Genomic DNA, 25,861 nt, shown 5'->3' on the forward strand with positions numbered 1-25,861 from the left:
GCCTCAACCTAGTTTTTTAAAACAATTTGGAAACCAAAAACAACCAGAAATAATGGCAGACCAATCCGCAAAACCACGCCAAACCGATGCGGTTGTTGGCCAAAAACGTTTGGAAGCATAACTGGCGGTCGCGCGTACGGATGGCGGCATACTGCTGATACTGCCAATACGCGGTTATCGGCAATACCAGCCAATAAGGCCAAGTTGCGCCGATTTTAATACCCAGCACCACCATCAATACGGTAAACCAAAAATGGCAAAGCATAGAAGCGGTAATATCGTGATGACCAAATGTGATTGCCGAAGTTTTAATACCGATTTTCAAATCATCTTCTTTGTCCGCCATGGCATAAATCGTGTCGTAAGCCAGCGTCCATAAGGCATTAGCGGTAAACATCAGCCATGCTTCGGGAGGCACTCGGCCTTGCACAGCGGCAAAGGCCATGGGAATGCCGAACGAAAATGCCAGTCCTAAATAAAACTGCGGCAACGGGAAAAAGCGTTTGGTAAAGGGATATGTGATGGCCAGAAATAAGGCAGGAAGGCTCATCAGCCAAGTAAAACGGTTGAGCGGTACCAAGCATAAAGCGGCCATCAGACACAGCATGACAGTCAAAAGCAGCGCTTCGGTTTTGGAAACCAAACCTTTGGCAAACGGGCGGTTTTTGGTGCGCTCTACTGCACCGTCAAAATTGCGGTCGGCAAAGTCATTCACGACGCAACCTGCGCTGCGCATCAGAAATGTACCTGCGGTAAAGGCAATAAAAATATCCGCGTCGGGAACACCTTTAGACGCAATCCACAATGCCCAATAAGTCGGCCATAGCAAAAGCAGGGTGCCGATGGGTTTGTCGACGCGCATCAGCTTGGCGTATATCACCATCCGTCCGACTGCGTAACGCGGTAAAAATTGTAGGAAAAAGCGCCGTATGTTCATTGATGTAATGTGTCGTTGTTTATGTGTCGATTCGGAAGGAAAGGCTTTTTAGAGCCTTAGCTCTTATTATAATTTATTGCCGCCTGAAATCAAACAGATCTTAACAATTTAATTTATTGTATTATAACAGAATTATGACAAACATCGGTAATTGGTTTTATTTTCAGACGGCCTTAGCGGTATAAATCTATTAATTTCAATAAGAAATATTCTGTTAATTCCAATGTTTCGCCGTTCCAATCGAAATAGGAACGGCGCGCGGTAACAGGCCGTCTGAAAGATGGATGGTCGAAATCTTCAAAACGAAGAAACTCAAAATCCGAACGTTTCAACGGCAATGTACCGTCAAACAGGCGCTCGCCCAAAGGCTGCGTTCCGCAATCTAATAATTCTGTCCATAGACGGCTATCCGGTCGGCATGCGCTTCTGGCCTGTATCACTGTTTCGCCGTCCAGTTTGAGCAAAACATCGCGCACAAAGATTTCGTCTCCGTTTTCCGCACCCTTCGTCAAACCCAAATACAGAGGCTCAACTGAAAAATCCTTACCGGAAGCGCGCAAAGCGGCAGTTAGCGAAGAAACGGTCAGCAAATGTCCGGCCTTAGACGACAAAAGACTTGAAGCTTCGGCATGTGAACAAAGCGTGCCACGCGGTATATCAAGCTCCATCTGACACCTCTGTTTTGGCCAACTCCTGCCATTTGGCTTCGGGAAACTCATCTTTCAGACGGCCTTTAAGATATTCCAAGGTATCTCCGGCAACGGTTTCATCTTTGCTGTCGTGAATATGGTTGAAAATCAGGCTGTGCAACCGGATGCCGTATTGTTTGAGCGCGGCGAAACTGAGTAAAGTGTGGTTGATGCTGCCGAGCCGTCCGCTGGTAACGAGAATGACGGGATAAGCCTGTTGCTGAATATAATCAATAGTCAACAAATCTTCCGTCAGCGGAACCATCAATCCGCCCGCGCCTTCGACCAAGACAATTTCGTATTGCGCCGCCAGTTGCTGCGTGGCGGTACGGATTTTCTCCAAGTCCAAAGCCCTGCCGTCCAGACGGGCAGCGAGATGAGGCGAGGCCGGGTAGCTGAAGATTTCAGGCATGGTCAGCCCTTGTTTGTCGGCTTCCTGCATGGGTTTACCCATGATTTTACGATGGACGGCGATGTCGTCGGCGATGTTTTGGCAACCGGTTTGCACGGGCTTTTGCGTAATCACGCTTTTGCCCTGCTGCAACAATTGTTTTGCCAATACGCCGGTGGCGACGGTTTTGCCGATGTCCGTATCTATGCCGCTGACGAAGTAAACGCCTTTCATTTGCTGTGTTCCTTCAAGATTTGTACGGTTTTGTCGGCAATTTCGGTCAAGAGGCCGTCTGAAATGATGTAAGGCGGCATGAGGTACACCAGCCTGCCGAATGGGCGCACCCAAATGCCCTGCGCCACGCAGTCCGCTTGAAAACGCGCCATATCCACGCCTTTTTCCAGCTCGATCACGCCAATGGCACCCAAAACACGCACGTCTTTCACGCCGCGAATGTCCCATGCGGTTTTCAGACGGCCTTTTAAGATGCTTTCGATGCGGCGGATATTTGCCTGCCAATCTTGGGACAAAAGCAGTTTGACCGAAGCGCAGGCAACGGCACACGCCAGCGGGTTCGCCATAAACGTTGGCCCGTGCATGAACACGCCCGCTTCGCCGCGCGAAATCGTTTCGGTGACTTTTTGCGAAGTGATTGCCGCCGCCAGCGTCATATAGCCGCCGCTCAAGCCCTTGCCGATACACATAATATCCGGCACGACGTCCGCGTGTTCGCAGGCAAACATCTTTCCCGTGCGCCCGAATCCGGTGGCGATTTCGTCAAAAATCAACACGATATCAAATTCATCGCACAAATCGCGTAATCCGCGAAGATACTGCGGATGATAAAAATACATGCCGCCCGCACCTTGCACGACCGGTTCCAAAATAAAGGCGGCAATATCCGCATGATGCGCTTCAAACAAGGCGCGGACAGGCTGCAAATCCGCCTCGTCCCATTCATCGTCGAAACGGCTTTTCGGATTATCGACAAAATAACGCTGCGGCAGAGCGCTGCCGAAAATATGGTGCATCCCCGTTTCCGGGTCGCAGACGGACATCGCGTTCCAAGTATCGCCGTGATACCCGCGGCGCACCGTCGCAATATTCTGCTTCGCGGTCAAACCCCGCGCCTGCTGGTATTGCACCGCCATCTTCAGCGCGACTTCTACCGAAACCGAACCCGAATCCGCATAAAAAATACGGTCCAGCCCCTGCGGCAAAATTCCGACCAATAATTTGCCCAGTTCCACCGCAGGCTCATGCGTCAAACCGCCAAACATCACATGCGACATTTGCTTAATCTGCGCCTCAACCGCCTGATTCAAAACGGGATGATTGTAGCCGTGTATTGCACACCACCAAGACGACATCCCATCAATCAGCCGCGTACCATCCGCCAATTCGATGTGCACGCCCTCCGCACGGCGCACCGGATAAACAGGCAACGGGTCAGCCATGGACGTATAGGGATGGAGTAGATGGGCGCGGTCGAAATCGAGTAGGGAAGAATGTTCAGACATGTTGAAAACAATGATTTGATCAGTTTCATTATTATATAACATATTTTCTATTTCAGACGGCACGTCTTCCGTACTGCATCAACGCCAATCCGCCCACCGCCGCCAAACAGCCGGCAACTAAGGAAACATGCAATGCCTCGCCCAAAAACCAAGCGGAACACAAAATGCCGAATACCGGCACCAAAGTGATGTACGCCGCCGCGCTACCTGCGCCCAAAGTCTTCACGCCTTCAAAATACCACGCATAACTCAAAACCGTTGCGCCGACAGACAGGCCAATCAAAGCAAACCAGCCCCTGCCATCCATTTCGGCAAGCATACCAAACGGCAGGCCGTCTGAAATCAACGCAGGCGACAGCAACATCATTGCACCCAGCCAAGCGGTGGCTACGGTGACCGTCAGCGCATCAATCCCCCGCAACACCGCCCTGCCTATCATCGTATAAGTAACCAAGCAACAAAGGCTGCAAAACACCAGCACTTCGCCCCACCCTATGCCGCCGCCCGACAAAAATGCCGCAATCTCGCCATGTGTGACCGCCCATATCGAGCCTGCCACTGCCAACAGCATGCCCGACACAATCTTGCCGTTGAGCTTCTCGCTAAACAGCAAAGCCGCAAAAAACATCGTCAACACAGGATTGAACGTGACCAACACTGTTGCCCTTGAAGCAGGAATCCGCTGCAAACCCAGCATAGACAACACAGTAAAACCAAATACGCCGAATGCCGCCGCCAGTGCCAATCCAAGCCATTGTTTGCGCGACAAAACCGCCAAAGTACGCAATCGATACCGTGCAAACAACCAGCCCAAAAGCAAGATTGCCGCCGTCAAAAAGCGCAGCATACCGCCCGTTAAAGGCGGCAGCGCCTGTCCCAACATCCGCCCCATCGGCCAAGATGCGCCCCAAAACGCCGCCATGCCCAATAGTTTTAGATGGATTGCTAAATGTTTCATAATCACAATAAATGAATAACTTGAATAATCGGTTTAGAAAGCGTACAAGCGCAGCCTGGAAGGACAAATTTCCTTAGACGCCGATACTTGATAGAGTTTGCGCGGATAAAATACTACGCTGTTCATTACGGAAACAAAGGCCGTCTGAAAGACTGAAATCCAGCTTTTTCAGACGGCCTTTACTGCTCAATCAATAAGGCTTACAACTCAATGCCTTTGAGTTCAGCTAAGGAAAAGGTCGTCTGAAAACCTGTTTACTCAGTTTTCAGATGCCCTTTATGTTAATTTACAAAATACTTTCTACCATACATATATATTGCATTAACAGCGTAAGTTTGCATATATAGCAATGTTAGTTTTCAATACTCTCAAATAATTCATTCGAAATATCGTTAAAAAAACGACAAAACGGATTTGATCCAACCAAAGTAACACTTGCTTTAGCACGAGTCATAACAACATATAATATCCGCTGCATCATTTCTAATTCGTTTAATTGATCTTCTTCGGGGATTTGTGTTAACAATCGTGCAGGATATTGAGAATCGTGCAAACCTAAAATCACAACATGATCAAACTCCAAACCTTTTAATTGATGATAGGTCGTTACAACAATTCCCCCGTCAAAATTTCCTAAACTCTTTCCACGCGCAGCCTTAACCGTTTCTATACCACGTTTTTTTAATGCCTGTTGAACAGGATAAACCTGGTTGGAGAAAGGCAATGCAACCGCCACTGTTGTCGTACGTAACCGTTTAAAATTTTCTGCAATAAAATCATACCCTTTCTCGTAAGCATCCTTTGCAGAACTCCCAAGAATCTTCCTTACTTTATTACCATGCCGATTGGGATAAATAGGCGGGGTAAAAACCTCTTCAGTACTTGCTATATGATTTTTCAATAAATACTGAGCTACCTGCATAATTTCAAATGTCGTACGATGACTACCCAATAAGTTATGTGACCTCCCACCTTGCACACGAATACCTACTGACTTCCAAGTAAAATTACGACGATAAATTTTCTGAGCCAAATCTCCTGCCAAACTCAATGACACACGTGGTAATTTGACAACCGCTAACAACCAGCTTTTATCAAAATCCTGAACCTCATCAACCATAACATGGTCATAACGCAAATTATCAGGAAATTCAATTCCTTGCTGCTCAAGTGTATTTAGAATCAAACCAGCAGGATTATCATAATCTTGCTTATTATTTTCTTCTAACCATTCCATATATAATTCATATACGTGCCAAACAAAGCGTCGATCTTCTTGGGATAAGCGAATAGCCGTACCACGATTTGTTCGTTCTACTATCAAATATTCATTTAAACGAGTGATGTGTTGCCCGAATAACCATGCAATTTCTTCACCCCACCATTTCAATAATTCTGATGATGTCTGAATTTCATATAGCCTATGCTCACCAATTTCTTGTTTAGAAATAGAAATGATTTTAGCCAATTCTTCCGATCGCTCTTTACTGTCCACCCAATCTGAAAAATTAGCTCCCATAGATTGAGCACACGATTTTGCCCAATCATGAAATGTGTGAACATCAATATCTCCAGCCATACCCGCTTTTTTAAATGTTTTTTTGACATAAGCACAAAGTGATGAGTTATAGGTCAAAAATAACAAAGACCCTTTATTCATAGCACTTAATATCTTTCCGGCACGTGCTGCTAAAACGGTCGTTTTGCCACTACCGGCCTGCCCTCGAATAAGCAAATGTTCAGTTGGATCAAGATTAATGATGCTTTCTTGTTCAGGAGTAAACGTTATTTCAGCCTTACTAACAGGTGTCGATATCGATGATTCTTGAACCGAATCTAACATTTTCTCCGCTAAAGACCATTCATAGTTTTTATTAATCACAACCTTATTTTCTTTTTTCATACGATAAAGTATAGAGTTAACATCACTCCTATCAGTATGTTGATTAAATTCTTTAGTTAAAATCTGAGCGATTTCACGCGCTTTAATAGGTTGATGTAACCTCACCAAATTTAAGATTTTTTGTTCTGATACCATAGTTTGATGATCCCTTTTAATCCAAAATTTCCTATAACAAATTTAAATAAGAATAGGATAATTTGATTATAGTCATTGCTATACAAAAGGGGATTTATTGATAAATTTCAAAACACTGTACCAAAATCTATCATAATAATCCCCATCTACACAAAAACAAGTAAATGCCTAAATATAAAATTATTTCACCATAAACTTCCTACAACTCAATGCCTTTGAGTTTTGCCACGGTATTAATGTCTTTATCGCCGCGGCCGGAGAGATTGACCAAAATCACTTGATCTTTACTCATTTTCGGCGCGTTTTTCACCGCCCAAGCAACGGCATGGCTGGACTCCAGCGCAGGAATAATGCCCTCAAAACGGCAGAGCAAATCAAAGGCTTCAAGTGCTTCGTCGTCTTTGGCAACGGTGTATTCCACGCGGTTGATGTCGTTCAAATGGCTGTGTTCCGGGCCGATGCCTGGGTAGTCCAAGCCTGCGGAAACAGAGTGCGTACCCAAAACTTGACCGTTTTCGTCCTGCATCAAATAGCTGCGGAAACCGTGCAATACGCCGATAGGGGCTTTGCTGGTAATCGGTGCGGCGTGGTCAGGCGTATCCACACCCAAACCGCCGGCTTCTACGCCGACCAGACGTACGTTTTCTTCTTCGATATAGGGGTAGAACAAACCGATGGCGTTCGAGCCGCCGCCCACGCAAGCAACGGCAACGTCAGGTTGGCGGCCTATGGCTTCCAACATTTGTTCTTTGGCTTCATTGCCGATCACGCATTGGAAATCGCGTACCATTTCGGGATACGGCGCCGGGCCTGCGGCAGTGCCGATGATGTAGAACGTATCGTCCACGCGGGCAACCCATTCGCGCATGGCTTCGTTCATCGCGTCTTTCAAAGTGCGGCTGCCACTGTCGACGCTGACCACGTTCGCACCCAATAATTTCATGCGGAACACGTTGGGCATTTGACGTTGGATATCGTCTGCACCCATGTACACGTCGCAAGTCATGCCGAAGCGGGCGGCGACGGTAGCAGAAGCCACGCCGTGCTGACCTGCGCCGGTTTCGGCAATCACGCGTTTTTTGCCCATGCGGCGGGCAAGCAATGCCTGACCGATGGTGTTGTTGACTTTGTGTGCGCCGGTGTGGTTCAAATCTTCACGCTTCAGCCAGATTTGTGCGCCACCCAAATGCTCGGACAAGCGCGCGGCATGGTAAACAGGGCTGGGACGGCCGACATAGTGTTTCAAATCATGGCGGAACTCTTCCCAAAATGAAGGATCTTCTTTCGCTGCTTTATAGGCTTCTGCCAATTCTTGCAAAGCCGGAATCAGGGTTTCGGAAACGTACAGGCCACCGTGTTCGCCGAAAAAGCCGTTCTCGTCGGGAGCGTGATAATTTTTCATGGGATTTTTCCTTGTTCGTTTTATGGTTTCAGACGGCCTGATTCAGTACAAGGCCGTCTGAAAGTAAAATTGTCAGCAATTATAGCCGTTTTCCATCCATCTTGTCGGCAACTAATTGAATAATAATATCAGCAGACAAAATAGGAACAACAGCGTACAGCTCGATGTTGCAATCAATGCCGTACCCAATGGTGGTGCGATATATTTTTCTTCGTTTTTGTTTCTCAGGCATAGTTTCAATGCCAACATCCCCAGCCACAGTGCCAGCAACCAACAACCCAAAAAGTTAAGCACAAGCAAAGCAATAATCAACTCATTGGTATTTATAGTGCTTATGTTCAAAAATATCCAATTAAGGCCGTTAACAGACATAATGACTGCAGATATTTGTATCACATACAAAAGCGTTCCTCCCAGCAATACCTTTATATGCCATTGTTTGGCCTTCAGCCACACTGAGACGACATTAAAAAGCCACCACAAAGCCATAAACGTCATTAAAGAAATTTCATAACGGTCCATCGCCCTACTCCTGAAAAACAGTCAATCCAGCCATTTCAAAAAAAGCCCGATACGCCGCTGCTTTTTTCGCCAAACTCAAAGGATAGGCACGCGAAGTCGAAGGCAAGCGCGTCAGGGTCAACTCCCGCCCTGCATAGGGGAACGGTACTGTTTCGCCGGCCTTCGGCATTTTCATGCCGCTGCCTTGAATCTCCAATAAAACTTCGGTTGCCTTGCCACCGGTGGTACAAAGATGGCGGCACTCAGGCATTTGCGCCAATACTGCCGCCAAATCGACGGTTTCTATCACTTTTAAAAACTTATCCGAAGCATTGCCATGTTCGCGTATCGCTTTCAACACGGTCGGACAGGATGCAATCCCCTTCTCACTTAAAAACGCTTTGATTTTATCGGCATCAAACGCCTTTTCGCCCTGCTTTTGAAAATGCGCCGCATCGCCGAAAAACACCAGCCCGTACACGCGCCACATATCGTTTTGAAAATTCGGATAATGAAACTGCATCGCGTGTTTTTCTTCTTTAGGCGGAAACGTCCCCATCATCATGACCGTTGCCTGCAGCGGCAACAAGGCTGCGAATGGGTGAGACTCGATGATTGGCTCTTGCATATCTGTATTCCGGTTGTTTTTCATTCAAACAAAATTTCAGACGGCCTTTACTGCTTGAATAAACACCGCCATTTTCTCCCTGCTCTTAATCCCTCCGGAGATTTCCACGCCGCCGGACACGTCCACCGCTGTTGCGCCGCTGATTTTTACCGCTTCGGCAACGTTTTCCGCAGTCAATCCGCCGGCAAGTATCCACGGTTTGCCGATATTGCCGTGCAACATGGTCCAGTCGAAACTTTGTCCCGTACCGCCGTATTCAGTCGGATGATAGGCATCAAACAGCAAGGCTCGGGCATTCGGAAATTTGGCACAGGCCGTCTGAATATCGGCTGCGGACTGTACACGCACGGCCTTCAAATACGGACGGTCAAACCGACGGCAAAAATCATCGTCTTCATCGCCGTGAAACTGAATCACATCTATCGGCACTTGACGCAAAATCTCGCGAATGGTTTGCTCGTTTTCATTCACAAACAAGGCCACTACCGATACAAACGGCGGCAGATTTTTCACAACCGCCTGCGCCTGCTCAATACTCACTGCCCGTTTACTCTTGGCGTAAAACACCAGCCCGATGGCATCCGCGCCCAATTCGGCCGCAGCCAGCGCGTCTTCAGGTCGGGTAATACCGCAAATTTTGGTGCGTATGGTGTTCATGGGGATTGCCTTTTTAAACAGATGGGTCGGATATTATATAAGTTTAAGGCCGTCTGAACATGAAATATCAGGTTCAGACGGCCTTAAACTTTAAAACAACCATCAGCCGATAATATTGGCGGCTGTCAGCTGCGCAGCATCTTCATTGTAGAAACGTGCGAACTCTGTGCTGCTTTCAGCTCCTGCGCCCCGATACGCCAAGGTTTTTTGAGCGCTGTTGAACACAAGATACGAGCGGTCGGGGCTGAATGTATCCACATCGCGGACAAACAAATCCGCCCAGCCGACCTGGCTTTCTTTCTCATTGAGCAGCGGACGCATAGCGCTCAAATCCAACTTGTCTTTGACTGGATTGAAATCCAACAAGTGATCCAGTTTGCCCTCGCGGACATCCCATGCAGTAAATGCCACCGTATCTCTACCCTCGCCGGTAACAATGGTATCGCTACCCAGCCCGCCTGCCAGATAATCATTGCCATCGCTGCCTTTCAATACATTGTCAGCCGCGCTGCCATGCAAGGCCGCTACGCCTTTGCTGTCTCCACTGATGCTGACCGACCAATCAAAGCCGTTTTTACCCAAGTCGATTTCATTACCGTTTGCCGCATACACCATCTTATCGCCCTGCTGGTGCGCCGTCATTTCCACGCCTTTGAGCGACAAGATGTTACCGGCTGCATCCTCTGTCTGAACCACAGCAAGCATGGGTCGGTCATCGGTATAAATGGCAGAGGTACCGGTTGCATATGGCGTTTCTTGGGCATCGTTGCTGCTGGTGCCAAATATGTTTTCAATGCCGTCTGAAAAACCGTCTTGGTCAGAATCCTTCAAATAAAGATTGTCGTAATGCTTGTCAATACGTTTACCTTGGGAGAAGTATTGTTCAAGTTTGGTATCAGACTCATAAAAGCTGGTCATATTGTGTTTGCCCCATACATCGCCGCTTTTAAAATCCAAAACCTTGGCTTTCGGATATCTGCCCAATCCTTTATGAACTTGGGACGCAGCAGCACCTGCAAGTACACCTGCTGCAATGCCCCATGGCCCAAAAACAAGCCCTCCCAAAAATGCACCAATACCCGCACCTGTTTTGCCTGAAAAACCATCTCCAACCCATTCGCCTTTGATTACATACGAATTGGTTTCATACAGATGGCGTGCCTGTGTTGTATCGGAGTCATCTGTAATCTGTGTTTCCGCCATTTTATCGGCCATATCTCGTGCTTGTTTTAAGGCTTCAGGCGAGGCTTTGTCCACATTCAAAACAGCCGGATTAAACAGACTGCTGCGTTTGAAATCACTTGCCCAATCATTACGCTGTTGCATGGTATGTGCGGCAAAGTATTCTGCAAGATAGCCGCCCAACGAATGTCCGGTCGAATACACATTTTTGGCATGAAGCGTATCAATATAACGGGCAATATCATCCAAATATTTGGTTTGCTCCGGCAACTTACCGTCCGCAATTTTCAAATCAGCTAAAACATCTTCAATGCTGGTAGCCTGCGTGCCTCTAAACGCTACCACGACATTTTCCCAACCGCCCTTCTTGTTCGAATTGCCGAAAATCGCATAATCCAAACCGCTTCCCAAACTATCAGCCCTAAGCAATTTCCATTCCCCAGTCAGTTCAGAGATATTAGCCTGATTGATAAAATATTTACTGTTAATATCTTTGACAATAGAAGCATATCTCGTATTCCACCAATAATTACCTGTAAATAAAGCATGCAGATCATATGAAGATTCATAAACCAACGACGAGAACATCCGCAAATCGCGCTCGGAAACATTCCACTCCTGCGGATGGCGGTCAATGGCATCGACCAAACCGTCGCCATCACTGTCTTTGGTAAAAATAGAATGCTGCGCCTGTTTAGCACTGGGTCGGACAATATCATTGGCTCTTTTTTGAGTGGCAATATTTTCCCAATACTGCAAAGAGGACGTCTGAAGATGCTGCACTTGTTCGGCGGCATGTGTGACGGCGTGACCATCTTTATAAAGCACACGCATGGTTACGCTGTCTTCGCTGGCATCGTGCTCAGGATATTTGAAGATTTCAGCAACATCCATTTCCTTATCCGCGAATTTATACTTGGATACAGATGAATAGGTCTTGTGTTGCTCTTTAAGGGTCAGCGTTTCGCCTGTTTCACGAATCGTAAATACCCAATCTTTAAGGGCAGGATTACTGGCGCTTGGACGAGTAGTAAGACTGATATCCTTCGTACTCAAACCTTCAAAATGAATGCTGTTATGGCCCAAATTGTCTGAAATGACATCATGGCCGCTGCCACGGCGGAATACATAAGTATCATCTCCGCTACCGCCTTCAAGCGTGTCATTTCCTTCGCCGCCATCTAAATAATCATTACCGGCATCGCCGCGCAAAATATCGTTACCGGTACCGCCGTAAAGTTTGTCGTCGCCATCGCCCGCCAACAGCAAGTCATAACCTGCCTCTCCGCGAAGCACATCATTGCCGCGGCCTCCGATCAAACGGTTGTTGCCGCTGTTGCCAATTAGGACGTTGTCGGAATGGTTGCCGAAGCCGAAATAATTGCCGCTGCCGGTCAAGGTCAGGTTTTCGACATGAGTCGGCAAACGGTAAGTCATACCTGTGTAGACCGTATCAATGCCGCCATTGGCTTCTTCGATAACGACATCGTTTTGACTGTCTACATAATATGTATCGTTGCCATTACCGCCGCGCATTACGTCTGCACCGATTCCGCCGTCTAAAACATCGTCGCCTTCATTTCCTTCCAAATAATCGTTGCCATGATCGCCACGCAAAATATCGTTGCCATCGCCACCATAAAGTTTGTCGTCATCATCGCCTGCCAGCAGTAAGTCATTACCCGCCCCACCGTAAAGCACATCCTTGCCACGTCCGGCGCTCAAACGGTTGTTGCCGCTGTTACCGATAAGGACGTTGTCGGAATTGTTGCCGAAACCAAAAATATTATCGTGGCCGGTCATCGTCAGGTTTTCAACATAATTCGGCAACGTATAAGTCGTATGGGTATAAACCGTATCCGTACCCTCGCCGTACCTTTCAATGATTTGGTCATTCCTGTTGTTCACAATAAAGGTATCGTTTCCTAAACCGCCGTAAAAAATATTGTGTCCCAAGCTGCCATACAGCACATCATCACGACGCGTGCCGATAATCACTACGGACTCTTCGTTATTAGGTTGGTTTTGAGTTTCAGCCATTTCTTTTCCCTTTGTTAAATTTAATTTGAATGCGCAATAATGCGTTTAGATTATATAAGCAAGCTAAAAACAAGTGAATTTATTCAGCCAAACAGATTCAAAATGCTTATCAAATTAACAACAGTTATAAAATGACTTTGTAATTATTCCCCTATTTTTATACTGCCTATTTTTTCATCACAATTAATTTGTTCTTTATTATCAAATATCAAACCAAACTATCCACAATTGGATTCACACAAAATTTGGATAATGCCCGTCAATAAAAAATATTAAAGCCGTCTGAAAAGTCTTTCAGACGGCCTTTTAGCCTTTTTACTCAAACGGTTTCTTCTGCCAATAAAACTTATCCTTTTTCAGACGGCCTTGAAATATATCGTCCTGTCCCAAAGCAAACACCAACGCGCCTGACAAATCTGTTCTCAACAAAGTAATGCCGTGCGCACGGACACGATTTTGTACGGCAACAGTCGGATGTTTGTAGGCATTGGCATAGCCGCTGGATGCCACGGCATATTGCGGCGAAACCGTATGCAAAAAGCTGCCTGACGAAGCCGTGCTGCTGCCGTGATGTCCCAATACCAACACTTGGCTATACAGCGCATTGCCGTATTTCTCAATCAAACCTGCCTCGCCCTTCACGCCCAAATCGCCGGTTATTAACAAGGCTTTGCCGTTTGCTACGACACGCAATACGCAGCTTTGGTCGTTATCTTCCTTGCCGGAATTTTCAGACGGCCTGAGTAACTCGAAATCTACGCCGTCCCATTGCCATTTGTCTTCTTGGCAAAACTCTGCATTCGGATAAAACTCAGGTTGTCCGGCAAGCAATTTATCGGTACCGACAGCCGATACGCTTTGAAAACCGCCGTCATGGTCAATATCATGGTGCGACAAAATCAGGCTGTCCAAACGGCTTACACCCATAGCGTTCAAACTCGGCACTATACCTGTTTGCGCCACTTGCTCCGTTCCCGTATCAAACAAAAGATTGCGGTTACGCGTTTGTATCAACACCGACAAACCTTGCCCTGCATCCATCACGGTAACTCTTGCCACCCCCTCCTCCAACTTGGCAGGACGGTAAAACACAAAACCCAATAAAACCAGACATGCCCAAGGTTTCAAGCCCATTCCTTTAGGCAACAATAACAGCAAAGCCGCCATCATCGCCAACACCAGCAAAGGCACAGGCGCCGCTGCAACGGCAAATTCAGGCGATACCGTAGCCAGCCATACCAAACCGCGTAAAGTATATTCCGCCAAAAATGCCGCTACCAACTGGACAAGTTCAAACGGGAAAACCGAACCCAGCAAAGCCAACGGCGTCAACACCCAAGAAAACCAAGGAATAGCCAGCGCATTAACCAACGGACTGAGCAAAGGTAACGAAGCAAACAAATAGCCCAGCAATACCACCGACAATACCGTCGCCGCCCATTGCCCCCGTACAGCCAACTGCCAGCCCGACTCTTTCAGACGGCCTGATGAAGTCCAAATCAAAGCAGCAACCAAACCGAAAGACAGCCAAGTTCCCACGCCCAATACAGCCAACGGGTCCAACAACAAAACAACAGCCAAAGCCTGCCACCACGCCATCCAGCCCGAGCCGCCACTGCCGCGCCACCATGCCCACGCAAACGCAGCCAACATCAACACACTGCGTTGCGTCGGTACGGAAAAACCTGCCAAAAGCGCATAAAACAAAGCACCGGCAACACCGCCTGCCAATATCCACACACGCGGTTTCGCCGGAATCCACGGCAAATAACGGAAAATTCGCTTGATCAGCCAGGCAAACAATACCGCCACCATCGTTACATGCAAGCCCGAAATGCTGACCAAGTGCGTCAGTCCCAAAGGCCGGAATGCCTGCCACAAAGGCGGCCGCAACGCCGATTGCTCGCCAATACTCAAAGCACGCATCAGCCCTATGCCGTCTGAAAACTCAGGATATTTGTCCGCCGTTCTCTGCCAACTCCGGCTTACCGCATCACGCATATTAGCCAAACCGAAACCGCCGCCTTGCCGCACGAGTTTCCTGTCGCGCCCCAAAGTACCCATGCCGTCGATGCCATTGGCCAAAGCCCAGGTTTCACGGTTCAAACCACGCACATTCACTTCACCGATCACCGGCTTTACCCGCGCCGATACAGACCACCGACTGCCCACCGTCCAATCGCGCCGCTGATAATCCGACAACATCAAATCAAAAGCCTGCCCACGTTCATCCCAAGCCCTTGCCGCAAACTGCACACGCCGTCCATCATCACGCGGCATATCCGCCACTTCAACCGTCAAAACTTTAGCCGATGCCTCCCCCACAGGCCATTGAGCAGCCAAAACCAGCCCTGTCCGCCACACTCCAAACGCCATGCCCACGCAGACGGCCAGCACCAACCAAGCTACAGCAAATCTTCGACATAACGCAAGCGTGCCAATGATTACAGACAACCAAACCCACCATGGCAGCATAAACGGTAACGCAAAAGAAAGCACTACCCCAACCACCCAAGCAGGCAACACAAACCGCCACGCCATGAACGTTTTTCCTTAATTATGATTATTAGATATATAATAATAAATGCTTTTAGTAGATTATGACAAATATTTGATTGCAGAATTTATGACCTGAATCCGTCCGATTTTGTCGTAGATGTAATGGAGGACACCGCTTCTTTGGTCGACGCTTTGAATCAGGTTGCCGACTTTGTCGTAGGCGTAGCGGCGGTTAAGTACGGTACAACAAATGTCGTCTGAAAGTTGTGTTTCAGACGACCTTGATGCTGATCAGTAATCAGATTATTAAAGAACCAATATTTTAGACAACCTCGAAGAAATGAGGTCGTCTGAACAACAGAAACTGCATGCATGCATACCGCTCCGTAAACAGCAGTCAAATCGCCGTAGCCGTCGTAGTCGTAGCGCACCAGTTCCTTGCCGTTGAAGGTGACGGAGGTGAGGCGGTGCGCCGCCGTCGGGAGAGGCGATTTAGTAGAGGTCGTCTGAAAGTTGGTTTTCAGACGACCTCTATGTTAACTGCTAATGAGATTGTTAAAGAGCAAATGGTTCAGACGACCTTAAAGAAAGTATTGAGGTCGTCTGAAAAGCAAAAACCGCGTGCGTGCGTTCTGCACACACCCTACATCGGGAATGGAGGTTTCATGCGGGCTACGGCTTGCTCTACATCGGAATTGGAAGTTTCATTGGCTACAGTTCGATTACACCTCGATAAAACATTCAAAAAAATCAAAGTGATTTTTATCAAATGCAATTAATAACTTGCCTTCAGGAATTTTTTTCCTGTCATACCTCCTATACAAATCCCGAGATTCTTAAAAAGAATATATTTTTTTCCTTCGATAAATTCTGAATCGATAGCTTTAAGGTCTTCGATTGAATTTTTAAATATATCAATATCTCCTAATATGGGATTAGAATCTTTTAAGCAATATCCATAAACCAATTTATCGTTTTCATAAACCAACTCACAAGCATTCCTATATTCCACCTTATTATTCATAATATTATCTTCAACCATTCTTGCTGGTTTTCCATGTTTTTCTTGTATTTCCTCAAGAGAAGTACCAAATACAAAATCACCAATTGATTCATATGGCTTAATCAAGTAGGTCATATTAACCCTTTCTAATATATTTACATTAATAAAATAGGAACATTTACCAATAATTCTACGCAGTCTTGCTGCCTGTTTCCTAGAAATTAATCCCTGCCGTTTAGTATCTGAAATCATTCTCCCACATGATTTTATATACGCCTTTTATTCTATTTCAAAGGCAGCAGTATGATATGAAAACCCTTTCGTGCGCAGAATTTTGACAAAATAAGATGAAGGTTGTCTGAAAGTTAGTTTTCAGACAACCTCTATGTTAACTGCCAATGAGATTGTTAAAGAACAAATGGTTCAGACGACCTCAAAGAAGATAGTGAGGTCGTCTGAAAAACAGAAACTGCGTGCATGCAACATACACTCTACGTCAGGACTGAAGGCTTTGTCCGAGCTACGGCTTGCTAGAATTTAACGTTTCATGTGGAAGATGACTTACTATATGATTAAATATTTGTTTAAGTCGTTTGTACGAAGAATAATCCACCCGATAGATCTCGATTTATAAAAATATATCCTATGTTCTCAGTTAAATAAAAAATTTCATTTACTTCTTTAGGTAGATCCATTCCTAAGATTTGACCTATGAAAATATATTTTTCTAGAAAATCATCACCTTCTTGTTGTAAATATTCAGGTTGTCCTCCTAAAAAACTCATTTCATCTAAATTCTCAATAGGATTAATTGGATAAAATTCATCTAGGTTAAACTTGAACTGACTTTTATCTCCGACGATAACTTTCGTGTATCCTTGAATAGCATCGTCAATTTCAGTAATGTAGTCAAGAAAATAATCTTCTTTATCATAATAAGAAAAAACGTAAATTGCTTTATCTTTATATTCCTTCCCCTGAAAATCTGTTTTAAATTGAGGTGCAATAGTTAATAAATTCTCAATCGGTATGAAAGCGATCAATGCTAACTCATGACCATCTGGCGCTATCACTTTATTTGAATAGTCTAAATCTAGCCCAACTAATATATCATTTATATTGGACTTACTATCTAAAAAGTTAAAATTAACGTATCCATTTTTTTTCATTTAAATTCTCCTAAAAATTTAAGGACATTTCTTACCTGTTTTTTTTCAATTTTCTAAGAAATTTTTTAGCTTCTTTTCTTAATCGTTTTCTTTGAGCTTTAGGAGTTCCCGTTTTTCTCAATCCTCCTTGAGCAATATCAATCTCTCGATGTAAATCAGTATGCATTTGATTTCTACCCAAACCATAATGAGAACGCCTAATCTCTGCTTCATGGTAATGAGTGCCACCAATCCCTCTAGTATCTTTTGCTGGCCCTCTTGTATGATGATCCAAATCTAAAGCAATAGCTGGATTCTGGCTTAATCGATTATTTTTAGTTGTATAACCATTTTGAACTAATGCTTCATGCCTAATTAACTCATGGGCTTGTAAGCCATCTCCAACATGAGTACTACTATTAAGACTCCCATAGGTACCTATATCAAATAAATTAGCTAGCCCTAAAGGATCAACCCAAGCCTGTGTACTTGGCGCAAAAGCATACAGACTCTCCCCACCCAACAGCCCAATCGGATCCTGATTCACAAACCGCCCGGCCTCAGGCTCGTAATACCGCATCAGGTTGTAATGCAGACCGGTCTCCTCATCGAAGTACTGGTTTTGCAATCTGAACGGCTGATGCGCATCCTTGTAAACCCGCCCGTCTTTTTTCAGACGGCCCCAGGCGGTGTATTCGCCGTACCATAAGAGATTGCCGTGGATGTCGGTCATCTCCCTCGGTATGCCGACTTGGTCGTTGTGGAAATAGGCGAGGTATTGTTTGCCATCTTTGGCGTTATCAAAGATTTGCGCCAGCGGTTCGTAGCTGTCTTGGTCGGTGTAGAGATAGGTATAGCTGCCTTTGTAGGTGTACTCCTGCAACAGGCGGCTGCCGTCCCAGACGAAGTGGGTGCGTTTGGGGTCGGTGCTCGTCCAGGCGAGTTTGTCTTGGCGTTCTTTGGAGAGCCTTCTGCCGAACGGGTCGTAGGCGTATGTCCAGATTTCGGTGTTGCCGACGGGCTTTTTGATTTCGGCGCGGACAAGTTGATTTTCTAAATCGTATTGGTAATATTGGTTTTCGCCGTCGGGCAACTGGCGGTAGATCAGGTTGCCCAAGGCGTCGTAGGTGTATTCGATGCCGTTGTATGATTCTAGGCGGTTTCCGCTGCTAATGTTACTGCCTTTGCCCTTCCCTTCGGCTATTTTGTCGGAAAGGATGTTGTGGGCGGGGTCGAAGGCGAATGTTTCGCTGCGGCCGGTTTGGCTGTTGCGGGCTTCTTGAATCCGTCCGATTTTGTCGTAAACATAATTGAGTACGCCGCTTCTTTGGTCGGCGCTTTGAATCAGGTTGCCGGCTTTGTCGTAGGCGTAACGGCGGTTGACGGCGCCGCCGGTCAGCGGATTTTGTTTGCCGTGAAGCGTTTGTGTGCCGCTCCGGACGGTACGCTGGCTTTTCAGACGACCCATGGGGTCGTAGTCGTACAGGCTGCTGATGCTGCCCTGTGTCCTTTGGATTTCGCGGTGCAGTTTGTCGCGTTCGATGTCGGTAATGACTTCGCCGTCGAGGCTGATTTGGTGCAGGTGTCCGCTGCCGTAGTAAAGGTAATCAATCTGGCAGCCGTCGGGCAGGATGGTGCGGATGCGGTTGCCCAGCGGGTCGTATTGGTAGCCTACGGTGGCGCTTTGGCCGTTGTGGACGGTGGTTTCACCGATGAGGCGGTCGAGTCCGTCGTAGGCGAGTTCGACGCTGCTGTGTTGGTTGCGGGCTTTGGTCAGGTTGCCGGTAATGGGGTCGTAGTCGAAACGGGTGCGGCTGATGCCTTCGTCTTTGCTTTGTCCGTTTTTGTGGGACACTTTGCGGCTTTGTTTTTCGATCAGTTGACCGAGGATGTTGCGTTTGAAATGATGGATGTGCCAAGTCTCGGGTCGGTCTTTCAGACGACCTTTATCGGTGCTTTGACCGTATTCGGTCTGTTGAACCAGTTGTCCGGCGGCATCGTAGCCGTAGGCGGTGATTTTGCCGTCCCAGCCGGTTTCTTGGATCAGGTTGTCGGTCGGGTCGTAATCGAGACGGTAGGTTTCGCCGTTTTCGTTGGTGAGGACGGTCAGACGGCGAGCTTTGTCGTAGGCGTAGGCGAAGGTATGGCCCAGCGCGTTGGTGCGTTTGAGCGGCAGTCCGTCCACTGCGAGCTCGTAAGCGGTTTTGGCACCGAGTCCGTCGATGTGGGCGGTCAGACGGTTGAGGCGGTCGTATTCGAAGGTTTCGTGACTGCCGTCGGGATAGTCGGTACGGACGGGGTTGCCCGCTGCGTCGTAGTGGTGGCGGGTGGTATGGCCCAGCGCATCGGTAACGGTTTCGAGATCGCCGTATTCGGTGTAAGCGAAACGAGTGGTTTCGCCGGTACAGTCGGTAAAGCAGACAAGCTGGTCGAGGGTGTCGTAGTGTAGGCGTCGGGTTTTGCCTAAGGCGTCGGTAATGGTTTCGGGCAGCCATTGGGCGTTGTAGCCGTAACTTGTGGTGTAACCGGCGGGGTCGGTGATGCTGACGAGGTTGCCGCGTCCGTCGTAGGTATAGGCGGTAATCCTGCCGGCGGGATCGTTGACGGCAACCGGCAGGTTGAGGGTTTCGTGGTAGTCGATTTGGGTGCTGCTGCCGTCCGGCGCGGTGATGGCGATGACGTTGCCTTCGGTATCGTAGAGATAGCGGGTTTCGCGTCCGAGCGGATCGCGTTCTACGGTAATGCGGCCGTAGTCGTCGCGTTCGCTGTCGCTGCGTTGTCCGTCGGCATCGATGCGGTAGACGAGTTCTTGGTTTTCGTCGAAACCGTATACTTCCGTCCTCCCCAATGCGTCGGTAACGACGGTATGGTCTTTGCGGTAGTCGAACGCCCATTCTTCGCCGAGGTTGTTGCTGCTTTTGAGCACTTTGCCGTCGGTGTCGTAACGGTCGTATTCGTAGCGGGACACCAGTCCGTCGGGCTGGCTGTGTTCGACCATGATGTGGTTGCGGTAGGCGAAACCGCGCAGTTTTTTACCGTCTCGTCCGTAAACGGCGGTCAAATCACCGTAGCCGTTGTAGTCGTAGCGCACCAATTCCTTGCCGTTGAAGGTGACGGAAGTAAGGCGGTGCGCCGCCATCGGGAGAGGCGATTTGGTAGAGGTCGTCTGAAAGTCGGTTTTCAGACGACCTCTATGTTAACTGCTAATGAGATTGTTAAAGAACAAATGGTTCAGACGACCTCAAAGAAGATAGTGAGGTCGTCTGAAAAACAGAAACCGCGTGAGTGTGTACTGCACATACCCTACGTCAGGACTGAAAGTTTTGTCCGGGCTACGGCTTGCTAAGTTGAAACTGAAGGTTTTATGTTAATTATTAAGTATTTTGGATAAAGAAAATACCTGCTTGACTTCCAGATAGAAGTTTTTTCTTAATATTTTGGTCATAATAAAAATAACCAATACCATTCTGGAAAATATGTAACTTTTTATCTATATCTTCTTCTAATAATTGTAAGCAAAAACTAAACTTAGGAGGAAGATATATTATATCTTGTTCAAAATAAGGATTACCAAAAATTTTGGATACATCCAATCCCATCCCATTATCTTCAAAGAATAAATGTTCATCTTCGTTGTATTTTGCATCAGCTTCTTTATCAACTTCATCAAGCCTTTCAAAAAATTTTCTTTCCAAAGAAATATTTCCTAAATCTTGCTTGTTGATAGCTTGTTCCCTTTCATAAAGGACAGCGCAACTAAAACCATCATTTAGTAAAATTAAATCATCCTGACAATTAACAGTATATTTAGATGAAATAGAGTCTTTCACCCCTCCTAGTGCATGCTCCTCTATGGAAACAAAAACAGAAATATAATAATTTCTACGAGGAAATACATTTTCAGGTAAAAAGTCGGGATAAAGAGTAAACAGATGCGTTTGATAGGCATCAGAATTTGGAATTTTAGGCCATAATTCTAACGGAATATGCTCAGCTCCTCCCCCAATATAACCAATACTATGTGGCGTTTTAGAAGAAGTAAAAAGTAATTTTGACATTTAAATTTCCTTAATAGCATTTATGTTTTTTAGCAAACTTTATTGCCTGCTTACGCATTTGTCTTAGCTGATTTTGTGTAATAACTTTTTCATTTTCAACTAAGACCTCCTGCATTGCTCTATACATAATTCTAATTTCGTCTTTACCACGTTTAAAATAATCATTCCTTCCCATTCCTTTTGCAGCTCTTAGCCGAGCTTCTGCATCATGGACCGCTCTATGTAAATCTTTTGTAAGGCCCATTGCCGGATTACCTTTAGCTCCTTGACGATTGGTAATTGTCGTTAAAGGGCTATCCTTAAGAAAGGCATTTCGTAACATTTCATGAGCATCAAGATTGTCCCCTACATGTTTTTTTGAACCATAGGGAGCAACACCACCAAGTTTAACTAAACCCCATGGATCAATCCATTCTTGAGTATTAGGAGCAAACCGATACAAATTATCCCCACCCAACAACCCAATCGGATCCTGATTCACAAACCGACCGACCTCAGGCTCGTAATACCGCATCAGGTTGTAATGCAGACCGGTCTCCTCATCGAAGTACTGGTTTTGCAATCTGAACGGCTGATGCGCATCCTTGTAAACCCGCCCGTCTTTTTTCAGACGGCCCCAGGCGGTGTATTCGCCGTACCATAAGAGATTGCCGTGGATGTCGGTCATCTCCCTCGGTATGCCGACTTGGTCGTTGTGGAAATAGGCGAGGTATTGTTTGCCATCTTTGGCGTTATCAAAGATTTGCGCCAGCGGTTCGTAGCTGTCTTGGTCGGTGTAGAGATAGGTATAGCTGCCTTTGTAGGTGTACTCCTGCAACAGGCGGCTGCCGTCCCAGACGAAGTGGGTGCGTTTGGGGTCGGTGCTCGTCCAGGCGAGTTTGTCTTGGCGTTCTTTGGAGAGCCTTCTGCCGAACGGGTCGTAGGCGTATGTCCAGATTTCGGTGTTGCCGACGGGCTTTTTGATTTCGGCGCGGACAAGTTGATTTTCTAAATCGTATTGGTAATATTGGTTTTCGCCGTCGGGCAACTGGCGGTAGATCAGGTTGCCCAAGGCGTCGTAGGTGTATTCGATGCCGTTGTATGATTCTAGGCGGTTTCCGCTGCTAATGTTACTGCCTTTGCCCTTCCCTTCGGCTATTTTGTCGGAAAGGATGTTGTGGGCGGGGTCGAAGGCGAATGTTTCGCTGCGGCCGGTTTGGCTGTTGCGGGCTTCTTGAATCCGTCCGATTTTGTCGTAAACATAATTGAGTACGCCGCTTCTTTGGTCGGCGCTTTGAATCAGGTTGCCGGCTTTGTCGTAGGCGTAACGGCGGTTGACGGCGCCGCCGGTCAGCGGATTTTGTTTGCCGTGAAGCGTTTGTGTGCCGCTCCGGACGGTACGCTGGCTTTTCAGACGACCCATGGGGTCGTAGTCGTACAGGCTGCTGATGCTGCCCTGTGTCCTTTGGATTTCGCGGTGCAGTTTGTCGCGTTCGATGTCGGTAATGACTTCGCCGTCGAGGCTGATTTGGTGCAGGTGTCCGCTGCCGTAGTAAAGGTAATCAATCTGGCAGCCGTCGGGCAGGATGGTGCGGATGCGGTTGCCCAGCGGGTCGTATTGGTAGCCTACGGTGGCGCTTTGGCCGTTGTGGACGGTGGTTTCACCGATGAGGCGGTCGAGTCCGTCGTAGGCGAGTTCGACGCTGCTGTGTTGGTTGCGGGCTTTGGTCAGGTTGCCGGTAATGGGGTCGTAGTCGAAACGGGTGCGGCTGATGCCTTCGTCTTTGCTTTGTCCGTTTTTGTGGGACACTTTGCGGCTTTGTTTTTCGATCAGTTGACCGAGGATGTTGCGTTTGAAATGATGGATGTGCCAAGTCTCGGGTCGGTCTTTCAGACGACCTTTATCGGTGCTTTGACCGTATTCGGTCTGTTGAACCAGTTGTCCGGCGGCATCGTAGCCGTAGGCGGTGATTTTGCCGTCCCAGCCGGTTTCTTGGATCAGGTTGTCGGTCGGGTCGTAATCGAGACGGTAGGTTTCGCCGTTTTCGTTGGTGAGGACGGTCAGACGGCGAGCTTTGTCGTAGGCGTAGGCGAAGGTATGGCCCAGCGCGTTGGTGCGTTTGAGCGGCAGTCCGTCCACTGCGAGCTCGTAAGCGGTTTTGGCACCGAGTCCGTCGATGTGGGCGGTCAGACGGTTGAGGCGGTCGTATTCGAAGGTTTCGTGACTGCCGTCGGGATAGTCGGTACGGACGGGGTTGCCCGCTGCGTCGTAGTGGTGGCGGGTGGTATGGCCCAGCGCATCGGTAACGGTTTCGAGATCGCCGTATTCGGTGTAAGCGAAACGAGTGGTTTCGCCGGTACAGTCGGTAAAGCAGACAAGCTGGTCGAGGGTGTCGTAGTGTAGGCGTCGGGTTTTGCCTAAGGCGTCGGTAATGGTTTCGGGCAGCCATTGGGCGTTGTAGCCGTAACTTGTGGTGTAACCGGCGGGGTCGGTGATGCTGACGAGGTTGCCGCGTCCGTCGTAGGTATAGGCGGTAATCCTGCCGGCGGGATCGTTGACGGCAACCGGCAGGTTGAGGGTTTCGTGGTAGTCGATTTGGGTGCTGCTGCCGTCCGGCGCGGTGATGGCGATGACGTTGCCTTCGGTATCGTAGAGATAGCGGGTTTCGCGTCCGAGCGGATCGCGTTCTACGGTAATGCGGCCGTAGTCGTCGCGTTCGCTGTCGCTGCGTTGTCCGTCGGCATCGATGCGGTAGACGAGTTCTTGGTTTTCGTCGAAACCGTATACTTCCGTCCTCCCCAATGCGTCGGTAACGACGGTATGGTCTTTGCGGTAGTCGAACGCCCATTCTTCGCCGAGGTTGTTGCTGCTTTTGAGCACTTTGCCGTCGGTGTCGTAACGGTCGTATTCGTAGCGGGACACCAGTCCGTCGGGCTGGCTGTGTTCGACCATGATGTGGTTGCGGTAGGCGAAACCGCGCAGTTTTTTACCGTCTCGTCCGTAAACGGCGGTCAAATCGCCGTAGCCGTCGTAGTCGTAGCGTACCAGCTCCTTGCCATTAAAGGTAACGGAAGTAAGGCGGTTGACGTAGAAACGTTCGTCTTCGGAAACGAATACGTCCCTTTCTCCAGCCGGGTCGAAGTCGGGATCGTTGTCGTGCAGCCGGATGGAGGAGAATACGGGTTGGAAGTGTCGACCGCTGCCGTCGTAAATGCTGTGCGGCAGTCCGTTGTCGTCGTAGCAGAGGCGGATATGGCGACCGTTGCGGTCGAGTTGGGCGACCAGTTGGTAAATGCCGCAACCGGAATCGACTTCGGCAAACAGCAGCCGTGCGCCGCCGTCGGGGGAGGCGATTTGGTAGAGGTCGTCTGAAATCTGAGAAAAGAAGATTTGTTCGTAAGGATCGAAATAGGCGTCATCCAGACCGTAGGGATCTTCTTCGGCGGAAGCAAGTCTTGGGGCATCCTCTTCTTCATATAAATCGTCTTCATCTTCGTCGGCTGCGGAATAAGGCTCGTCCGCTTCGTCGCTGATATCCGGCAACGGAATTTCCCTGCCCTGCTCATCAATATAAAGGAAACCGTCGGCAGTGCGGACAAGACGCATGGAGAACGGCAGCGACCAACCCTGTCCCAACCAGCCGTTGCCTACTTGGTCAGAATAGTAGCTGCGCTGCCAAACAAGTGGAAGCGGGGAGTCAAAGGCAAAGTCGGTCTCTGTATCGTCAAATAGGACTTTGATACCAAGTACGGCATTGACAGGATTACCGATAGCTGCTGCAACTTTACAGGGAATACAGTGACCATGACCAGAAGTAACTACCCCGCCATCAGAACCTGCTCCACTACCCCCACCGAAACCACTGACCATTTTTCGTGAAGGCAGTCTAACACTAGGCAAACCTGGGACCATTGAAGCGAGCGAAACCACATCAGATACAGCATCAGCCACATTAGCTGCAGCAGAGTCAGGAGCAACCAAAGAAAGGGCACTAGAGGCAACATCAGCCACCATCTCTATCACATCCACCGGACCGGCTGCATTAGTCAGCGGCTCAGGCGGATTGGCAGATCCTTTGGACACCATGGCAGGTGCAGAAGGTTGAGGAACAAGAATACCTATGGTGTTACCGGAAGAGGACATGCGATTACTCCGTCGAAATCCTAATTAATCTACAAGTAGAAACCTCAAAACAAGGAACCTCAATCACTTTCTGAGGACTTTGAACAC

18 protein-coding genes are annotated in these 25,861 nt (G+C 47.9%); 1 reads left to right on the plus strand and 17 read right to left on the minus strand.

The genetic code is table 11. From position 1 onward, the window contains the following. Window positions 1–16: 16 nt before the first annotated feature. From ubiA to ACTHTY_RS07050, 12 genes are all read right to left on the minus strand, one after another. On the minus strand, window positions 17–883 hold the full coding sequence (gene ubiA / locus ACTHTY_RS06995) for a 4-hydroxybenzoate octaprenyltransferase (protein WP_440366983.1): 867 nt from the start codon (window positions 881–883) through the stop codon (window positions 17–19). A 227-nt stretch (window positions 884–1,110) separates the two neighbouring features. Further along, a complete protein-coding gene (locus ACTHTY_RS07000; protein WP_440366984.1) occupies window positions 1,111–1,605 on the minus strand; it encodes a chorismate--pyruvate lyase family protein in 495 nt (164 codons plus the stop codon). Then, a complete protein-coding gene (gene bioD, locus ACTHTY_RS07005) occupies window positions 1,595–2,251 on the minus strand; it encodes a dethiobiotin synthase (protein WP_440366986.1) in 657 nt (218 codons plus the stop codon). Before bioD ends, ACTHTY_RS07000 begins: the two co-directional genes overlap by 11 nt. After that, entirely contained in the window at window positions 2,248–3,537 is a 1,290-nt protein-coding gene (bioA, locus tag ACTHTY_RS07010) for an adenosylmethionine--8-amino-7-oxononanoate transaminase (protein ID WP_440366987.1), read from the minus strand. Before bioA ends, bioD begins: the two co-directional genes overlap by 4 nt. 52 nt (window positions 3,538–3,589) lie before the next feature. After that, window positions 3,590–4,495, minus strand: coding sequence for a DMT family transporter (locus ACTHTY_RS07015; RefSeq protein WP_440366989.1), 906 nt, complete (start codon window positions 4,493–4,495; stop codon window positions 3,590–3,592). A gap of 352 nt (window positions 4,496–4,847) precedes the next feature. Next, complete coding sequence (locus tag ACTHTY_RS07020) at window positions 4,848–6,533, minus strand: UvrD-helicase domain-containing protein (protein ID WP_440366990.1); 1,686 nt, start codon at window positions 6,531–6,533, stop codon at window positions 4,848–4,850. Between the two features lie 199 nt (window positions 6,534–6,732). After that, entirely contained in the window at window positions 6,733–7,935 is a 1,203-nt protein-coding gene (trpB, locus tag ACTHTY_RS07025) for a tryptophan synthase subunit beta (protein WP_107848694.1), read from the minus strand. A gap of 111 nt (window positions 7,936–8,046) precedes the next feature. Then, the gene (locus ACTHTY_RS07030; protein WP_440366991.1) at window positions 8,047–8,457 is read right to left on the minus strand and encodes a hypothetical protein; all 411 of its coding nucleotides are present in this window, start codon (window positions 8,455–8,457) and stop codon (window positions 8,047–8,049) included. A gap of 4 nt (window positions 8,458–8,461) precedes the next feature. Beyond that, window positions 8,462–9,064, minus strand: a complete 603-nt coding sequence (locus ACTHTY_RS07035; RefSeq protein ID WP_440366992.1) for a DNA glycosylase — start codon at window positions 9,062–9,064, stop codon at window positions 8,462–8,464. 36 nt (window positions 9,065–9,100) lie between these two features. After that, entirely contained in the window at window positions 9,101–9,721 is a 621-nt protein-coding gene (locus ACTHTY_RS07040; protein WP_440366993.1) for a phosphoribosylanthranilate isomerase, read from the minus strand. Between the two features lie 102 nt (window positions 9,722–9,823). Then, entirely contained in the window at window positions 9,824–12,943 is a 3,120-nt protein-coding gene (locus ACTHTY_RS07045) for a M10 family metallopeptidase C-terminal domain-containing protein (RefSeq protein WP_440366994.1), read from the minus strand. 315 nt (window positions 12,944–13,258) lie between these two features. Beyond that, on the minus strand, window positions 13,259–15,484 hold the full coding sequence (locus tag ACTHTY_RS07050; protein ID WP_440366995.1) for a DNA internalization-related competence protein ComEC/Rec2: 2,226 nt from the start codon (window positions 15,482–15,484) through the stop codon (window positions 13,259–13,261). A 326-nt stretch (window positions 15,485–15,810) separates the two neighbouring features. Between ACTHTY_RS07050 and ACTHTY_RS07055 the strand changes: the two genes are divergently transcribed. Then, window positions 15,811–16,221, plus strand: coding sequence for a hypothetical protein (locus ACTHTY_RS07055; protein WP_440366996.1), 411 nt, complete (start codon window positions 15,811–15,813; stop codon window positions 16,219–16,221). Here ACTHTY_RS07055 and ACTHTY_RS07060 read toward each other — a convergent pair. The 5 genes from ACTHTY_RS07060 to ACTHTY_RS07080 all read right to left on the minus strand — a co-directional run bounded on the left by ACTHTY_RS07060 (window position 16,218) and on the right by ACTHTY_RS07080 (window position 25,774). Continuing rightward, window positions 16,218–16,580 carry a hypothetical protein gene (locus ACTHTY_RS07060; RefSeq protein WP_440366998.1) on the minus strand — a complete coding sequence of 121 codons (363 nt, stop codon included), beginning with the start codon at window positions 16,578–16,580 and terminating at the stop codon, window positions 16,218–16,220. The genes ACTHTY_RS07055 and ACTHTY_RS07060 overlap by 4 nt on opposite strands. 449 nt (window positions 16,581–17,029) lie before the next feature. Further along, window positions 17,030–17,614 carry a hypothetical protein gene (locus tag ACTHTY_RS07065; RefSeq protein WP_004521126.1) on the minus strand — a complete coding sequence of 195 codons (585 nt, stop codon included), beginning with the start codon at window positions 17,612–17,614 and terminating at the stop codon, window positions 17,030–17,032. A gap of 31 nt (window positions 17,615–17,645) precedes the next feature. Then, window positions 17,646–20,591 carry an RHS repeat-associated core domain-containing protein gene (locus tag ACTHTY_RS07070; protein ID WP_440367039.1) on the minus strand — a complete coding sequence of 982 codons (2,946 nt, stop codon included), beginning with the start codon at window positions 20,589–20,591 and terminating at the stop codon, window positions 17,646–17,648. A 376-nt stretch (window positions 20,592–20,967) separates the two neighbouring features. After that, window positions 20,968–21,651 (minus strand): hypothetical protein, encoded by a 684-nt coding sequence (locus ACTHTY_RS07075; protein ID WP_150538162.1) that lies wholly within the window; start codon window positions 21,649–21,651, stop codon window positions 20,968–20,970. Between the two features lie 10 nt (window positions 21,652–21,661). Next, the gene (locus ACTHTY_RS07080; RefSeq protein WP_440367000.1) at window positions 21,662–25,774 is read right to left on the minus strand and encodes a DUF6531 domain-containing protein; all 4,113 of its coding nucleotides are present in this window, start codon (window positions 25,772–25,774) and stop codon (window positions 21,662–21,664) included. Window positions 25,775–25,861 lie beyond the last annotated feature (87 nt).

It is taken from the genome of Neisseria sp. P0019.S002, assembly GCF_051957155.1.
Taxonomy (GTDB): Bacteria; Pseudomonadota; Gammaproteobacteria; order Burkholderiales; family Neisseriaceae; genus Neisseria; species Neisseria perflava.

What these genes read in the sequence shown, in the direction of transcription:
- ubiA (WP_440366983.1), bottom strand. Translation starts at nt 883, where the DNA reads ATGGTGATATACGCCAAGCTGATGCGCGTCGACAAACCCATCGGCACC.
- ACTHTY_RS07000 (WP_440366984.1), bottom strand. Translation starts at nt 1,605, where the DNA reads ATGGAGCTTGATATACCGCGTGGCACGCTTTGTTCACATGCCGAAGCT.
- bioD (WP_440366986.1), bottom strand. Translation starts at nt 2,251, where the DNA reads ATGAAAGGCGTTTACTTCGTCAGCGGCATAGATACGGACATCGGCAAA.
- bioA (WP_440366987.1), bottom strand. Translation starts at nt 3,537, where the DNA reads ATGTCTGAACATTCTTCCCTACTCGATTTCGACCGCGCCCATCTACTC.
- ACTHTY_RS07015 (WP_440366989.1), bottom strand. Translation starts at nt 4,495, where the DNA reads ATGAAACATTTAGCAATCCATCTAAAACTATTGGGCATGGCGGCGTTT.
- ACTHTY_RS07020 (WP_440366990.1), bottom strand. Translation starts at nt 6,533, where the DNA reads ATGGTATCAGAACAAAAAATCTTAAATTTGGTGAGGTTACATCAACCT.
- trpB (WP_107848694.1), bottom strand. Translation starts at nt 7,935, where the DNA reads ATGAAAAATTATCACGCTCCCGACGAGAACGGCTTTTTCGGCGAACAC.
- ACTHTY_RS07030 (WP_440366991.1), bottom strand. Translation starts at nt 8,457, where the DNA reads ATGGACCGTTATGAAATTTCTTTAATGACGTTTATGGCTTTGTGGTGG.
- ACTHTY_RS07035 (WP_440366992.1), bottom strand. Translation starts at nt 9,064, where the DNA reads ATGCAAGAGCCAATCATCGAGTCTCACCCATTCGCAGCCTTGTTGCCG.
- ACTHTY_RS07040 (WP_440366993.1), bottom strand. Translation starts at nt 9,721, where the DNA reads ATGAACACCATACGCACCAAAATTTGCGGTATTACCCGACCTGAAGAC.
- ACTHTY_RS07045 (WP_440366994.1), bottom strand. Translation starts at nt 12,943, where the DNA reads ATGGCTGAAACTCAAAACCAACCTAATAACGAAGAGTCCGTAGTGATT.
- ACTHTY_RS07050 (WP_440366995.1), bottom strand. Translation starts at nt 15,484, where the DNA reads ATGGCGTGGCGGTTTGTGTTGCCTGCTTGGGTGGTTGGGGTAGTGCTT.
- ACTHTY_RS07055 (WP_440366996.1), top strand. Translation starts at nt 15,811, where the DNA reads ATGCATGCATACCGCTCCGTAAACAGCAGTCAAATCGCCGTAGCCGTC.
- ACTHTY_RS07060 (WP_440366998.1), bottom strand. Translation starts at nt 16,580, where the DNA reads ATGACCTACTTGATTAAGCCATATGAATCAATTGGTGATTTTGTATTT.
- ACTHTY_RS07065 (WP_004521126.1), bottom strand. Translation starts at nt 17,614, where the DNA reads ATGAAAAAAAATGGATACGTTAATTTTAACTTTTTAGATAGTAAGTCC.
- ACTHTY_RS07070 (WP_440367039.1), bottom strand. Translation starts at nt 20,591, where the DNA reads ATGGTCGAACACAGCCAGCCCGACGGACTGGTGTCCCGCTACGAATAC.
- ACTHTY_RS07075 (WP_150538162.1), bottom strand. Translation starts at nt 21,651, where the DNA reads ATGTCAAAATTACTTTTTACTTCTTCTAAAACGCCACATAGTATTGGT.
- ACTHTY_RS07080 (WP_440367000.1), bottom strand. Translation starts at nt 25,774, where the DNA reads ATGTCCTCTTCCGGTAACACCATAGGTATTCTTGTTCCTCAACCTTCT.